Source organism: Photobacterium lutimaris (assembly GCF_003025555.1).
GTDB classification, from domain to species: Bacteria; Pseudomonadota; Gammaproteobacteria; order Enterobacterales; family Vibrionaceae; genus Photobacterium; species Photobacterium lutimaris.
The window spans coordinates 197,577-212,560 of record NZ_PYMH01000003.1; the positions used below are offsets into that span (position 1 = coordinate 197,577).

The following is a 14,984-nucleotide window of genomic DNA, read 5'->3' on the forward strand; positions in this document are numbered from 1 at the left end:
CTTCCATCCCTATTATTCGCTCAGCGCACCTTCACTGCTACGCTTTGGAGGTGTTTCAACAGTGTCAACTTGGACACTGGTCGTTGTATTGACATTTTGTTGGTCGGTTGCGACCTGTTGATCTTTGCGCATCCAGCGGTGGTATTTCTCAACCAGAGTCAATAGCCCCTGCGGGGCATTGGCTTTCTTCCAGGCTCCAGCGGTATATTTAGCCGCTTCGCTCATGGTTGGGTAAGGGTGGACAGTCCCCAAGATTTTGTTGAGCCCCAAGCCATGACGCATCGCTAGCGTAAACTCGGCGAGTAATTCACCGGCATTGTTGCCAACCACCGTTGCGCCAAGGATTTTGTCTTTACCCTTAGGCGTGATCACCTTGATAAAACCGTGGTCTTCGCCATCGGTAATAGCACGGTCCAAATCATCAATTCCATAGGTAACAATATCAAAATCAATACCTTGTTGCTTAGCTTCTTTTTCATTGATGCCGACACGCGCCACTTCTGGTGAAGTATAGGTTGCTGCTGGCAATACCGAGTAATCGGCTTTGAATTTCTTGAATTGACCAAAGAGGCCATTCACCACGGCATACCAAGCTTGGTGAGCGGCAGCATGGGTTAACTGGAATGGGCCTGCGACATCACCGACAGCAAAGATGTTCGGGTATTTTGTCTGAAGGTACTCATTGACCTCAACGGTTCCGCGCTCAGAGGTGGTGATCCCCAGTTTTTCCAGACCAAAGCCCTGTACATTGGCAACTCGGCCAAGCGCAAGCATTACGGCATCGAACTCAATGGTCAGTGATTCGTCGCCAGCCGTTTCAAGTAAAACAGATTGTTGTTGCTGGCCGTTTTCATCGGTATGAATGCTGAACTTAACCGCTTTATGACCTGTTTTAATGTCTACGCCATCTTTTTCAAGGCTCGATTTCACTAACGTTGAAGCGTCACTGTCTTCACGGATCAAGAGTTGTTCTGCCATTTCGACGAGGGTGACATCGCTGCCAAGGCGCTGGAAGCTTTGAGCGAGCTCACAGCCAATCGGTCCGCCCCCCAACACCAGCAAGCGTTTAGGCTGTTCGGTCAAAGACCAAATAGAGTCGGAAGTGAGGTAATTGACCTTATCAAGACCCGGGATCCCCGGTACCAGCGGGCGTGCTCCGGTCGCAATCACGATATTACGGGTGGTCATACGCTCGCCATTCACTTCGACTTCCCATGGCGACAGAATAGTGGCTTCACCCGAGACACAGTTTACGCCCAGCTTACTGTAACGCTCCACGCTGTCATGAGGTTCAATTTTGGCTATCACGTTATGGATGCGAGCCATCACCTTGGCAAAATCGACCTTGGCTTCACTGGTTTCTATACCAAACTCATTGGCACGAGTGATTTCCGCCATAGTATGAGCTGCGCGGATAATAGCCTTGGAAGGAACACAGCCAGTGTTAAGGCAATCTCCCCCCATTTTGTGACGCTCGATAAGCGTCACTTTCGCTTTGACGGCTGCTGCGATGTAAGCGCTAACCAAACCGCCAGCCCCTGCGCCGATCACTACCATGTTCTGATCAAAGTGACTTGGCTTTTCCCATTCTGCGTAAACACGGCGCTTGTTAACGATTTGCATGACCGCTTTGGCCAAGAGCGGGAAGATACCCAGTAACGCCAACGAAACAAGAACAGGCGCAGAAATGATGCCACTAAGGCTGTTGATCTGGCCAAGCTGAGTACCGGCATTAATGTAGACGGCGGTACCGGCGAGCATACCCAACTGGCTAACAATGTAGAACATGCGTGTTGAGATAGGTGTCAGACCCATCAGCAAGTTAATGATGAAAAAAGGAAATACGGGGATCAGTCGAAGAGTAAACAGGTAAAATGCACCGTCTTTTTTTACCCCGCGATTAATGGCTGACAGGCGATGACCGAATTTAGCCTGCACCCAATCACGTAGGATATAGCGGCTAAACAGGAAGGCGAGGGTTGCCCCGATAGTGCTGGCAAAAGAGATCAGTAGCAAGCTCCACCAGAACCCGAACAGCGCGGCACCCAGTAAGGTCATCACAGCGGCACCCGGTAACGAAAGGGCCGTAACAACGACGTATAGGACAAAATAGAGCATGCTTGATAAAAATGGCTTCGCATGAATGGTGTCGGTCAGAGCCAGTTGCTGGGCTTTTGCTTGCTCAAGGGTGAAATACTGGCCCAGATCGAATGCGAACCACACTGCAATCAAGGAAACAATAATACTGATCACCAGCAGTTTTTTTTTGTCCATGGTTAGCTCCGATTATTTGTCCGTCTGTTTAGGGTCATCAGCAGCTTGCTGCTCACCGGGTTGAATCGGCAGAGAGCAGAAGTCTTGCTTTGGTACATCGAGTGCGGTGTTGAATTTTGCCGAAAGGTTTTGAAATGCAATCAAAGCAGTTAAGTCAACAATAGCATCTTCATCAAACCATTGTTTTAGCGTTGAGAGCATGCCGTCGGTAACGCGCTGCCCGGTTATTGTCATGGCTTCTGTGTAACTCAGTACCGCGCGTTCTTGCTCATCAAACAGTGTACTGTGCTGCCACGTGGAAAGCGCTTTGATTTTTTCGATAGAATTACAACGTTCGGCGAGCTTCATGCCATTGGCATCAACGCAAAATTCACAGTCGTTTAATTGCGACACTCTTACGCAGACTAGTGAGCGGATGACAGGTTTTAATGGGGATGAGCGGCGGTCTAAATAACCAAAAAATCCGGCAACGAGCCAGAACAGGGCAGGGCGTCGCCCCCATAGCTTTGCAGGGTTGAGGACCTTGCCGTAATGGCGTTTTTGCAGCCATAGTAGTGGCTTGATAAATAGCGAATAATTTTCTTTGGTGGAAATGCGCACGATGATCCCTTGTCTCTTTATTAAGCTACAGTGAGCTTATCTGGGTGACGGTAATAATTATTACCGAAATTATCAGATAGTTATAAGACAAAGACCCTACTAGGATGCAATTAATTTCAATGAATTGCAGAAATCGTATTTAATTGACGGATATTTGAACAACTTGGGGTTTGGACTGAGTGATAATCTTGCTGGATGAGAGCTCTGTCACCACGATATAGCCGCATGCCATGAGCGGAAGGATCGCCACAAGCATGGTTTTTCCAATGTGATAGTTGCGATACCAATACTTGCGAGCCCTGATTTTGAGCAACAGTCCCCACACTAATAAAATGGCATTTAGACTGGCAACCGAGGTCAGCAAAGACTGAAGTGATTGATAAGTGGTGAGGTTATTCTGTACTAGGATAAAAGCGACAAGCGGAGGAAGTAGGCTGAACAAAACAAGCGAGCGCATAATTCGCGGCCATTTACCAAATTTATCCTTGAACATCTGCTCACTTTGGCCTGGAAAAGGTTTTGAACAGTTCATAAATCCCCCCAAAAAATACGTTTCGCATATTCTACAAGCGTGAGCTTGCAATAAAAGGCTGCTGAGCGATTTATAAACAGCATTGTGAGATGATTCAATTTTTCACTAAAATTGACCAAAAGCTGTCACTGCGATGGTTGATTATTGACTCGTATTATTGGCGCAATAAATACAAAAAAGAGATCTGAACGATCTCTTTTTATATATGAATATTGTTGATCTAGCTTAATTTTGCTAGCAACTCTGAACGGCGATCTTTGGGAATAACCGACCAGTGTCTACCGCTAATTGCACCTTCAAGCGCCCACAGTAACTCAATACTTACCGTGCCTTGATGGCTGGTTTGCAATGCTTTAAAGGCATTGATGGCACCTGCTTCCAATAACTCGTCGACAGTACAAATCCCTGCCTTCTTTAGCATTCTTTCATTCGCCAGGCGAAGGTTGGGTAGGTCTTTTATTCGATCAGGTGATGCTTTCTCTTTGGTTTCTTTATCAACTTTAGCGGCATCAAGAGAGCGAGTTGCTTGTTCGATAATTTTCCCTGCTTCATTCCACCACTCTTCAGGAATGGCGTAATGTTTTGTTACAACAGGAAAGCCGCGCTTTTTATATATATACGGCTTAAGTCCCGCCTTTTTAAATTCTTGTTCGTTTTTTGCGTTGGCGCGAAGATGAAGTTTGTCATTTACCACGAGTGCAAACATTGTTTCACCCGCGAAAATTCCAAAACCGCCAAACATAGAACGAGATTTAACGTTATCGAAACAATTAAATAGGCGTAAAGATTCTTTTAAAATTGGTTTGTCCATGCTTCTTCTCGGTGAAAAATTCTAGGGTCACCTAACAACAGAGCGAGGATTCAAGGATAGCAAATATCAACACATTACACTGTCAGGAAAAAGTAAGAGTTTCCTGACGTTAGTTGCTATATCCATCGGCAACCCCGCTACCATAAGTTGACTGAGTTAAAAATACCCAACGACTCTTAGGCCGGAAGCTTTGCGTCCCTACCTTTCGATAGGTTTGCCTTGTTCGTGACAATTTAAGAATATCTCAGAAGATATTTTTGAACTTGATCGCAACTTGGAAATGTGATGCTTATTCCAAAAATCGATCTAATCTTATTTTTTAGAAAGAATTTTTTCATCTAAAAATGGTTGGTGGTATGTGAACTCAGCGGAAAAAAATGGAGACGAAGGTCTCCATTTTAAGTCTAAAAAAGTAAATGATGACGGTTACTTAGTTAAGTTTTTTACCGAATTACGAATCACCAACTCTGGGATCATTTCAAACACCTGAGTTGCGTGATCCTTATCTTTGACGCGGTGCATAAGGATTTCAATCGCACTCTTGCCGAGACGACGCTTCGGTTGGTGAATTGTCGTTAGTGGCGGCGAGAAATACGGCGCCAAATCGATGTTGTCGTAGCCGATGATAGAGACATCTTCCGGAACATTAATTCCTGCTTGCTGGAAGGTGGATATCATCGCCATTGCCATGATGTCGTTGAAGCAGAAAATCGCGGTAGGGCGCTCTTCCATCGCGATGAATCTCTTGGCAGCAGCAACAGCAGATTCACACTCGAAGTCACCTTCAATAATCCAATCTTCATTGACGTGCAAGTCTGCTTCGCCCATGGCCTTACGGAAACCTTGCAGGCGTTCGCGACAAGCCGCTTTTTCGCTGTGGCCGGTCAGACAGCCAATGGCTTTGTGACCATGCTCGATAAAGAACTTAGTGGCAACATAACCGCCAAGTGCGGCATTATCTTGAATTTGATCGGTGTGCGGGCTTTCTGGACCCCAATCCATGATCACCATCGGGGTGTCTTTCTGGCGCTCGAGCAATTCTAACAACTGCTCGTCGAGATCAGAACACATCACCAGCAGGCCATCTACACGCTTTTCAGCCAGCATGCGCAGGTAATCACGTTGTTTGACTAGGTTACCTTCGGTATTACATAAAATCAGTGTATAACCGGCACCGTAGCAAAACTCTTCCACGCCGTGTACCACTTCGGCAAAGAATGGGTTGGTCGATTTGGTTACCAACATACCAATGGTTCTTGTTGTGTTGCATTTCAGGCTTCGCGCAACCGCACTGGGTGCATAATTCAGTTCTTCAACTGCAGCCAGTACTTTCTTTTGGGTTGCTTCTGCGACGAAGCGTGTTTTGTTAATCACGTGAGAGACGGTGGTTGTAGATACACCTGCCATACGTGCAACATCTTTAATCGTTGCCATAGTTATTCTTCTAATAATAAAGGTCAGAGAACCTTGTAAATTAATACGTTACTCAACAGAACAATAAACTCGTTCACCATTAACTTTACGAGTAGTTCATTGTTCTGTTGGGTACAATCAGCAGAAACGGCAAAAGGCCGCATCACGAATGGGCGGCTTCGTTTCTTTAATTATGCTGTATGCGTGACATGCCATATCGCATGTGTTGCATTGTTTAATCGCTTGCGTTCACATTTTACTTAGTGTGGCCGATAGTGCAATGTTTGTTATCTCAAATTGCAAATTTCATGAGTTGCTATCGCTATTGTGCTTGCAAAATAATCATGTTCTATGGCTAAGTTGTTGCTGCTAATACGATAGGATAGTTATCGACAGGGTGTTGGGTGATGCATACCGGCCAACCATAAACGGATTCAATGTTTTTTGCTGTCAACGCTTGCTCTGGGGTACCGTCTGCTTGGATTTTACCGTGATTGATGATGACCAACCGGTCTGCGTATTGAGCAGCTAGATTCAGGTCGTGGATCACTATGATCACGGCGGCACCGGCCTTTGCCATTTGCCTAGCCACAATCAATGCGTTGTGTTGGTGGGCCAAATCGAGAGCCGATGTGGGTTCATCCAGCATCAATATACACCGCTCATCGGCTTGGCTTAATTGAGTCAGCACTCTGGCAAAGTGAATCCGCTGCTTTTCACCACCTGACAGGGTTGGGTAGAGGCGGGAAGCAAGCTCGGTGACACCCACCATTGCCATTTTTTCGTGGGCAATTTTTTTTGCTTGGGCATTGGGAAGTGCTAGCGGCAGTGTACCGAGCTCGACCACTTCTTGGCCTGTGAAGGCAAAACTCAACGAACTGTGCTGAGGCAGAACACCGAGGTGGCGAGCGAGCTGTGATGTCGGCCAGTCATGGCGAGGGTAACCGAAAAGATTTACCTCGCCTTCGGCTTCCATTTCCCCGCACAGCACTTTCAATAAGGTGCTCTTACCAGCACCATTAGGGCCAAGTAATGCCGTTAGCTGACCGCTTTTGATTTGAAGTGAAAAATCATCGAGCAACGTTTTCCCACCAAGACGCAGCGACAAATGTTCAGCGTTGATAGCGACGTTAGTTCCGGTGCTTATGTTAGCTTGATGAGGTGTGTTGGCGGTGTAGCTCATGACAGCTTACCCTTTTGTTTAACAAGGAGGTAAATGAAGAATGGGGCACCGAGCAAGGCGGTAATAATGCCGACAGGCAATTCAGCGGGGGCGGCAACGACACGGGCTAGCATATCGGCAACGAGCAGGATCAGGGCACCTAGTAAGGCCGAAAGCGGCAGCAGTGTCTTATGGTTGGGGCCTGAAATCATACGACCAATGTGCGGTACGATAAGCCCAACGAAACCGATTACACCGGTAAGGGAAACGGCAATACCAACCCCTGCAGCACAGAGTAAAATCAGCATACGTTTCAAGCGTTGTACGTTAACCCCAAGGTGCTTAGCTTCGGCTTCACCCAATAAGAAGGCATTGAGCGCATTAGCGTTGCGGTCAAAAGCAACCAACAGGCCGAACAGTGTCATGTAGGCCAAAGCAATCCCCGGCCATGTTGCTCCTGCTAACGAGCCCATGGTCCATAGCGAGAGATCACGAAGTGCCTGATCGTCAGCAAAGTAGTTCATTAACCCCAGTGCAGCACCTGACAGGGCACCGATCGCCACACCGGCTAACAGCATAATGGTTACCGAAGTACCATTTTTATCTGTACCAAGCTGGTAAACGACGAAGGTACTGATTGCGCCGCCAAAGAAGGCGAAAACAGGGACGGTGCCCAGTGTCAGTAATAACGGAAAACTGGCAGCCAGCGGCGCGAATATAACGATGGAAAGTGCGGCACCGAGGCTAGCACCGCCGGAGACGCCAATGATGCCGGGGTCGGCGAGCGGATTTCGAAACAGGCCCTGCATAACGGCACCACATAGCGCCAAAATAGCCCCAATTGCCATACCCAATAGTGTCCGTGGTAGGCGGATCTGATGGATGACAATCTCAATATGGGCGGGTAAATCCAATGGCAATGGCAATAGTGCTTTAAAACTATCGGCAAAGCTGATGTTCATCGGGCCAACCGCGATGGATGATGTGACAGCCAATACCAGTAATGTGATACCAACTGGAAAGACGATATTGGCGGGAATTCGTTGTAACTGCATCATAGATATAGTGCTTAAAATAAACGGTTAACCGTTATTGAGGGTAGAACGCGTGGTTTAGACGTTCTGCTTCGCTCAGGCTCTTAAGGCCGAGACCACCGATCAGTGCTGTTCCATCAATAGTGACAATCGCTTTTTTTTGACCTGCTGGTGTCGCTGCCAGCAAAGGCATTTGTGTTAGCAAATCATCCACTGAGCCAATTTGGCTAAGGGTACGTGAACTCAGCAAAATAATGTCAGGCTGCATGTCTACCATGGCTTCCAGTGAAATAGGTTTGTAGGATTCAACAGCAGCCGCTGCAGGGTTGATGGCACCCGCAAGTTGGATCACGCTATCTGCAGTTGTATTTCGGCCTGCAACATTCGCTGGACGGCCTTCGTGGATCATCAGGAACAGAACTTTTTTCTTTACGGTTTGCTGGGCGAGGGTCTGATGAATGGAATCGACCTTTTGCTGGACTTGTGCCTGGAGAGCGTGGGCTTCTTTTTCAGTTTTAGTTAACTCGCCGACTTGTTCAATGCGGGACAGAAGATCATCAACGGTTTCGCCAGAGTTGACTACCTCAACCTTTATACCTGCTTGCTGAATGAGATCTAAGGTTGTTTTAGGGCCCATCTCATTGGAACCCAATAGACGGGTTGGGCTAAGCGCTATCAAGCTTTCAGCCGAGAGTTGACGGTGGTAGCCCAAGACAGGCAACTCACCCTTAACCTGTGATTGACTGGTGATATCAACGGCAACAAGTTGTTCTTGTGCCCCCATTGCATTGATAAGCTCGGTAATTGCGGCCCCTGCGCTGATGATGCGCTCACTGGCGTATGATGAATTTGCAGCGAGAAGTAATGCGGTAGCCAGAGCAAAACGCTTCATTCTTTATCCTCTTCCATTAATAACTGTGTCGCCTTGATTTCATTTTGTTGAAGAAAAGCGAGGAGTTTTAGCATGTTTTCAACTGAGCCAGCCTTGTCAGCACCAATAACAACGGGCTTCTCTGGGTTGGCTTTTACTTCCTTGAGAAGTGCGGTCTTGAAGGTATCCCAACTTTCGATTTCAGCACCTTGTAGCGCCCAGTAAGGCTCTGTAGAGGTGATGTTGACAGTAATGGGATCTGATTGTGTTTCTTGCAGTGCTTGTGTTTCTGTCTGTGGCAGTTCGACATCCAACGATTGCAGCTTTACGCTGGCAGTCAGTAGTAGGAATACCATGACGATAAATATGATATCGAGCAGCGGGGTCAGGTCGGGCTTGAGATCGTTATCACTGGTCACGCCTTGGTGAGTTCGGATCATGATGCCGCCTCGACATTGTTGGGACTTTCATTGCTAGGTTGGCAATTTGCATCAAGCGTTAAGCCTTCCAACCATAGGTTACAGTGGTTAAGGCTATGTTCGAGCTTTGCTGTGACTTTATCAGCCCATAGGCCCAGTAGTTGGGAGCCGGTAATAGCGGGTAGGGCAATCAGGAGACCTGCAGCGGTTGTACGCATGGCAAGACCTAGGCCGTCAGCAAGATCATTGGGTGTGACTGAGCCAGAACTGACGGCAATACCTTTGAACATTTCAATCAAGCCAAGAACGGTACCAAGTAGGCCAAGCAGTGGGCTGATCACGCCAATAAGGCTAAGTAGTCGTAAACCAGAACGTAGCTGAGAACGTTTCTGTTGTAGCCAGATCCCAGCAGCATCTTCCCGTAAGGTTTTGGAGAAATGGCGGTGTGAGATCAGCATCGATACGCCTTTAAATAGCAAAGGGCGTTGGTTCTTTAGTGATGATGCTAGTTGATCAAGTCCTACTTCATTATTTCGGCTTTGTTTCGCTAATAGTGCATGAATTTTTCCTCTGCCAACGCCGGTACATAACAATACTTGAATGCAGCGTTCAAGAAGGATCATCAATGTTAGCGCTGAACAAATCAGCAAAGGTGCCGTCATTAGGCCAAATTGATGTTGTAGGGAGTAAAACATTTCCATGAGTGAATCCAACTAGATGCTAGTCCAACTTAAATCGGACAGGAATTTGTACGCGATGGGCAATAGCTTGACCATCAACAATATGGGATGAAAAACGCCAGCGCTTAATTGCAGCTATTGCTGCCTCGTCAAGGATCTCTGTACCGGATGATTTCAGCAGGTTTTGTTTTACCTGTTTGCCGGATTCATCAATCCAAATTTCAACCAGTACTTGCCCTTCAAGTCCACGGCGCTTGGCAATACGAGGGTATTTCACCGGGCTAGGGCGCGTGGCAAACGTTGGCTTGGTGACGAGTTGAGGCTCGCTGTTTACCCCTGATGCAGCTTGGGATTGAACGGTCGGTACTGGCTCAGTGGCTTTAGTTAACTCTTGTGCTGGTTTTGGTTTGTTTATTTCAACTGGGTTTACAACAGGCTCTGTTTTGTTAGTGACTTTTTGCTCGACCTTTTTATCAATGCTTGTTTTGGGAGCGGGCTTGTTGATCTTCTTAGTCTCAGCCGTAGGTTGCTTTTTCTTGGCCAGCTTTTTCACTGCCGTCTCATCTTTGACGACTTTTTTAGGGGCTTTAGGTGCAGGCGGTTCGGTTGTAACAGGCCCCGCTGGTTGAGGCGTGGGTGCCGAAACGAGGTTTAGCGATACCTTGGTTGACTCTGTGCCAACAGGCATCGCCATCGCCATTGTGTTTGGGACAGCAGAAAGTAATAGGCTGTGGGCAAGCACGGATATAGCACCGGCTATGGCATATCTCTTTGCGTTCACTGTTCAACTCCAACCATGCGAAATAATGCTATATGTGTTTGTTAATGTTGAAAAATCGCTTTATCAGCGATCTGTCACTTAACGCTTCGAATCAAGAATAGCACTCATTATCCACGTAATCGTAATAATATCAATTATCATTTGCAATATCATTTATTGGCACTTATGATTGCCTTCAAACAAGAGTGGTTATCATTCCACAAAAAATAGGGCTGAGCCCAAAGGAAGTCGTAATACCCATGTCACTTCAAATTGAATGAAGTGACTTGAGTATCTCGTTTGCTCAACGTGGTACTAGAAATCAACAGCAAAGTATTGCTGCTCTAGTGAGGGAAACAGGCAGGCATTCGCCTGTTGAGGAGGGGCTAGGAAACTAGCTCGACGAAGAAGTAGATGATTGAAGAACAAGCATTACAATCTGCTGTATTGGCGCCGGAACTACTAACCGAAGGGATCGTCGGAAAACATACGCCCGATCCACTCCGGTATGCCTTTGCCAACAAGCGCTCTGCGCATGCGGGGGGGATGTCGTCAATAGTCGCAGAGGAAGAGCGGCAGGGCTTAGCACTGAAAGCGCTCTCAACGGTACCGGAAAGCCCTAATAGCCGCTGCCTTTACATTCATATTCCATTTTGCCGTGTTCGTTGCACATACTGTAATTTCTTTCAGTATGCCTCTAGCCAATCACTCATTGATGATTATTTCGCGGCGTTGATGGTAGAGCTGAAAGCGAAAGCTGCTATGGCTTGGACCCAGGCTGCGCCCTTTCGGGCCGTGTACGTTGGCGGAGGTACGCCGACGGATCTTTCAGCTGAACAAGTGACACGTTTGGGTAAAATGGTGAAAGCTCACTTTCCATTGACCACCGACTGTGAAATTACCCTTGAAGGGCGCATCAACCGTTTCGATGACCGTATGTTCGACGGTGCACTAGAAGGTGGTTTCAACCGCTTTTCATTTGGTGTCCAGAGTTTTGATACAACCGTTCGCCGCAAAGCGAAGCGCCTTGATGATCGTGAACCTGTAATCGAACGTATTCAATCTCTCAGCGCAACCAACGCCGCGCCGATCGTTATTGATTTACTGTTCGGTCTGCCTTATCAAAATATGGAAATTTGGCAGCAAGATCTTGCTGACTTTCTGGACAGTGGCGCGCATGGTGTTGATCTCTATCAGCTGATTGAGATGGGGGGGACACCGATGAAAGGCATGATAGAACAAGGCCGCCTTCCTGAGCCTGCAGATACGCCGACTAAAGCCTCCATGTTTGAATATGGCGTAAACTTTATGGCGCAGCACCATCTACGCCGGTTAAGTGGAAACCATTGGGCTCGTGATAACCGAGAGCGCAGCATTTATAACAGCCTCGCTAAGACATCTGCTGAAGTCTTGCCTTTAGGCGCGGGTGCTGGTGGTAACGTCGGTGGGTTCGGTTTCATGCAGCACAGAACCTTGGATGCTTATATCGAAGCAATTAAAGCTGAACAGCTTCCGTTAGCCATGATGACGAAGTCTGGCCCTCAGGCTGCATTACATTCCGAAATTAAAGCCAGCTTTGACCGCGGTTTCCTGTCTGCAAAAGATTTCCAGCAAAAGTTTGGCCAAGATCTGTTTGGATTTTGCAAACCCTTGTTTGAAGCATGGCAAAAGAACGGTTTGGTGAAAATGGAAGATCAGTACCTCTCGTTGACGTTAGCCGGAACGTTCTGGTCTGTGACCTTGGCACAGTCGTTGATTCAAGTTTTGCAACAGAGTGCGATTAAGCAAGTCGCCGCATAAACGAATTAAATATAACCTATTAAAAGATCTGTACATTGATGTACTTGGAGATAAATCGTGTTTGATAAAATTTCATTTGAAGCGCTAAAAGCCCAAGTGGCTGAACAACTTGCCGTTGAACCGAAACTGCACGCAATGGCGATTGCAGACACTTTAGGTGTGACTGAAGGTGAAGTCGTAATGGCCTTCCCTGAAGAGTTGGTGGTTGCATTACCGGGTGAACATGCACAAGCGATTTTGGAAGATTTGCCAACATGGGGGCCGGTGACGACTATCGTTCACTCCATGGCCTCAATTTTCGAAGTAAAAGCCCCATTTCCTAAAGGTAAAGAGGCGCGTGGTTACTACAATTTGATGGGTAAAGAGGGTGAATTACATGGCCATCTTCGCCTAGATCTAGTGACAGATATCGGTTTGGTTAGTAAGCCATTCATGGGGCAAGAAAGCTACTTCATTGGTTTCTTTGCTAAAGGCGGTGAGTGTGTCTTCAAAGTGTATCTAGGTCGCGATAAAAAACGTCAGCTGTTCCCTGAGCAGATTGAAAAATTCCAAGCACTTAAAATAAAATTCAAATAATAATATACCCAAGTTTCCTCAAGGTGCAGGAGTGGATGGGCTGACGCCCTCCCGAAGGGCGAGTTTTCTAAGCTTCTAAATTCTCGATGAACCAGTAACTTGAAGTAGCTTGGGTATAATAACGGAGAAAGTCAGAATGAATGCTGTAAAGCAAGAGCGCCTTCAAAACCGTCTAGGCCCAGAAATCTCAGAGTTCCGCCAATCTTGCCAGACGATTCAGCTGGCGACTGTTGATGCTGATGGTAAACCGAATGTAAGTTATGCACCGTTTGCGTTGCTTGACGATGGCTACTACGTGCTGATCAGCCAGATTGCCAAGCACGCCCGGAATTTGCTGGAGAATCCTCAGGTTTCTTTGATGATGATTGAAGACGAAGCTTCATCTAAAACCATTTATGCACGTAAGCGTTTAACGTTCGAAGCCAACGTGGTAGTAGTCGAGCGTGAGACTGAAAAGTGGCTCGCTGCTGTTGAACAGCTAAAAGAGCGTTTTGGTGAAATTATTGATGGCCTAAGTGGTTTGGAAGATTTCAAAATGTTCCGGTTTGAACCAACTCAAGGCTTGTTCGTTAAGGGCTTTGGCCAAGCCTTCCAAGTCAGTGGTGATGATTTAGTGGATTTTGTACATCTACAAGAAGGCCACCGTCGTATCAAAGACGGCAGCGAAGTCACTCAGCCGACAGAAGAACGGTAAAGGCCTAAAAAGATATTATCTAACAACAGCCTAGGATGCTCACCTAGGCTGGTTTATTTGCGCTGTTATTTTAAGTGACTATAACAGACTATAGCGGATAGGCTTGATCGTGATCAGCGTCTTCAACGTTCAAACTTGATAGCGCAAAAATACGTGTGATAATTAGGGTAAACATAATTATCAATGGATAAAGTCATGTCTACCGATCCAAGACGCGAAGTGCGATTTGCGTATATCGCTAGCTTCCTAACCCCGCTGACGTTGATGATCTCAGGCATCATTGCCGTTATCTACTCGGCTTATAAGCTGAACAAGGGCACTGATGAGCTGAGCTACAGCCACTATTACACCATCATTCGTACCTTCTTCTACTTCTTCACTTTCTTTGTTGTGCTTGGTGTAACGGCAGCGACAACCACTGGGATCATTGCCGGGGCTGAGTACTGGGTCTATAGCCCTATCTTGCACAAGATCTTGCAGGTCATTCCCGTTGTCGGTCTTATCATTGCGGTACTGGCTATTGTGAAATGGTTTATCCAGCACATTCAAGGTATGAAGTTGCTTAAAGCCAATCAGCCTGTGAAATTGTAATCTTACCCATACCGGGGATATTTATACTTTAAAAAGCTGGTGTTTATTCATCAGCTTTTTTTATGCCTCCGTATTTTTACGTCAAGTATGTTTTTAATTGTGTTGATATATTTATCTAAACGAACAAGAGGGTATGTTTAATTATCATTTTGATAGATACATTCAAAATGAATCATTAATCTCTGTTGCTCTATCGTTAAGTATACTAATTTTTTTGGTTGTCTGATTTTATTTTAATTGTTTTTTTTAAGTGCAGTTAAAGTCTTTTAATAAGCGATTAAGTGATTGCTGTCATGTTTTATCGATAACTTTAATAATTAATAGAAGTAAAAAAATAGTTGTGTGACAGGGGTTTCATAAAAGCGCCTCGCAGAGGTGTAGATTGGTTTAGTGTTTTTATACTAAGTACCCACTAATGTTAGATCTTTCATCTGGTAAGGAACGGATTATCCAGGAGTTTGTGCCGGGTAAGCAGGTGACGCTTGCTCATTTAGTTGCAAACCCGACTGAAGAATTGTGCGAGCGCGTTGGCGTCGAAAGTAAAGGTGCGATAGGCATTTTAACGCTAACTCCTGGCGAAACATCTATTATTGCCGGCGATATTGCAACTAAATCTGCAAATGTAAATATTGGGTTTCTTGACCGGTTTTCTGGGGCTCTAGTTATTACAGGTAGTGTTGCATCGGTTGATGAAGCACTAAATACAGTTATCTCTGTACTTAATAGGACGCTGTCTTATAACACCTGTGAAATAACTAGGACATAGT

The 14,984-nt window shown here is 46.3% G+C and carries 16 protein-coding genes and 1 riboswitch; of the genes, 5 read left to right on the top strand and 11 right to left on the bottom strand.

Translation table 11 applies throughout. The features are described 5' to 3' along the window. Nucleotides 1–12: 12 nt before the first annotated feature. From lpdA to C9I99_RS09930, 11 genes are all read right to left on the bottom strand, one after another. Nucleotides 13–2,274, bottom strand: coding sequence for a dihydrolipoyl dehydrogenase (gene lpdA / locus C9I99_RS09880; RefSeq protein ID WP_107348707.1), 2,262 nt, complete (start codon nucleotides 2,272–2,274; stop codon nucleotides 13–15). A 12-nt stretch (nucleotides 2,275–2,286) separates the two neighbouring features. After that, nucleotides 2,287–2,874: a carboxymuconolactone decarboxylase family protein gene (locus tag C9I99_RS09885; RefSeq protein WP_107348708.1), complete on the bottom strand. Its 588-nt coding sequence runs from the start codon at nucleotides 2,872–2,874 to the stop codon at nucleotides 2,287–2,289. 139 nt (nucleotides 2,875–3,013) lie between these two features. Next, nucleotides 3,014–3,406, bottom strand: a complete 393-nt coding sequence (locus C9I99_RS09890; protein WP_243734476.1) for a DUF3624 family protein — start codon at nucleotides 3,404–3,406, stop codon at nucleotides 3,014–3,016. A gap of 220 nt (nucleotides 3,407–3,626) precedes the next feature. After that, the gene (locus tag C9I99_RS09895) at nucleotides 3,627–4,217 is read right to left on the bottom strand and encodes a TfoX/Sxy family DNA transformation protein (RefSeq protein WP_107348709.1); all 591 of its coding nucleotides are present in this window, start codon (nucleotides 4,215–4,217) and stop codon (nucleotides 3,627–3,629) included. A 124-nt stretch (nucleotides 4,218–4,341) separates the two neighbouring features. Next, a riboswitch (cyclic di-GMP riboswitch) is annotated at nucleotides 4,342–4,446 on the bottom strand. Nucleotides 4,447–4,643: 197 nt separating this feature from the next. Further along, nucleotides 4,644–5,651 (bottom strand): substrate-binding domain-containing protein, encoded by a 1,008-nt coding sequence (locus C9I99_RS09900; RefSeq protein WP_107348710.1) that lies wholly within the window; start codon nucleotides 5,649–5,651, stop codon nucleotides 4,644–4,646. A gap of 334 nt (nucleotides 5,652–5,985) precedes the next feature. Then, nucleotides 5,986–6,813, bottom strand: coding sequence for a heme ABC transporter ATP-binding protein (locus C9I99_RS09905; protein WP_107348711.1), 828 nt, complete (start codon nucleotides 6,811–6,813; stop codon nucleotides 5,986–5,988). Then, nucleotides 6,810–7,847: a FecCD family ABC transporter permease gene (locus C9I99_RS09910; protein WP_107348847.1), complete on the bottom strand. Its 1,038-nt coding sequence runs from the start codon at nucleotides 7,845–7,847 to the stop codon at nucleotides 6,810–6,812. Before C9I99_RS09910 ends, C9I99_RS09905 begins: the two co-directional genes overlap by 4 nt. A 34-nt stretch (nucleotides 7,848–7,881) precedes the next feature. Then, complete coding sequence (locus C9I99_RS09915; protein WP_107348712.1) at nucleotides 7,882–8,718, bottom strand: heme/hemin ABC transporter substrate-binding protein; 837 nt, start codon at nucleotides 8,716–8,718, stop codon at nucleotides 7,882–7,884. Continuing rightward, nucleotides 8,715–9,137 (bottom strand): ExbD/TolR family protein, encoded by a 423-nt coding sequence (locus tag C9I99_RS09920; protein WP_107348713.1) that lies wholly within the window; start codon nucleotides 9,135–9,137, stop codon nucleotides 8,715–8,717. Before C9I99_RS09920 ends, C9I99_RS09915 begins: the two co-directional genes overlap by 4 nt. Then, complete coding sequence (locus tag C9I99_RS09925; RefSeq protein WP_107348714.1) at nucleotides 9,134–9,817, bottom strand: MotA/TolQ/ExbB proton channel family protein; 684 nt, start codon at nucleotides 9,815–9,817, stop codon at nucleotides 9,134–9,136. Before C9I99_RS09925 ends, C9I99_RS09920 begins: the two co-directional genes overlap by 4 nt. A 19-nt stretch (nucleotides 9,818–9,836) precedes the next feature. Then, nucleotides 9,837–10,577 (bottom strand): energy transducer TonB, encoded by a 741-nt coding sequence (locus C9I99_RS09930; RefSeq protein ID WP_107348715.1) that lies wholly within the window; start codon nucleotides 10,575–10,577, stop codon nucleotides 9,837–9,839. Nucleotides 10,578–10,970: 393 nt separating this feature from the next. Between C9I99_RS09930 and hutW the strand changes: the two genes are divergently transcribed. The 5 genes from hutW to eutS all read left to right on the top strand — a co-directional run bounded on the left by hutW (nucleotide 10,971) and on the right by eutS (nucleotide 14,983). Beyond that, nucleotides 10,971–12,356: a heme anaerobic degradation radical SAM methyltransferase ChuW/HutW gene (gene hutW, locus C9I99_RS09935; protein ID WP_107348716.1), complete on the top strand. Its 1,386-nt coding sequence runs from the start codon at nucleotides 10,971–10,973 to the stop codon at nucleotides 12,354–12,356. A gap of 57 nt (nucleotides 12,357–12,413) precedes the next feature. Further along, nucleotides 12,414–12,932 (top strand): heme utilization cystosolic carrier protein HutX, encoded by a 519-nt coding sequence (gene hutX, locus C9I99_RS09940; protein ID WP_107348717.1) that lies wholly within the window; start codon nucleotides 12,414–12,416, stop codon nucleotides 12,930–12,932. A gap of 136 nt (nucleotides 12,933–13,068) precedes the next feature. Then, nucleotides 13,069–13,626 (top strand): heme utilization protein HutZ, encoded by a 558-nt coding sequence (gene hutZ / locus C9I99_RS09945; protein WP_107348718.1) that lies wholly within the window; start codon nucleotides 13,069–13,071, stop codon nucleotides 13,624–13,626. 195 nt (nucleotides 13,627–13,821) lie between these two features. Further along, entirely contained in the window at nucleotides 13,822–14,217 is a 396-nt protein-coding gene (locus C9I99_RS09950; protein WP_107348719.1) for a hypothetical protein, read from the top strand. Nucleotides 14,218–14,632: 415 nt separating this feature from the next. Further along, nucleotides 14,633–14,983, top strand: coding sequence for an ethanolamine utilization microcompartment protein EutS (gene eutS, locus C9I99_RS09955; protein ID WP_107348720.1), 351 nt, complete (start codon nucleotides 14,633–14,635; stop codon nucleotides 14,981–14,983). The last annotated feature ends 1 nt before the right edge of the window (nucleotide 14,984 follow it).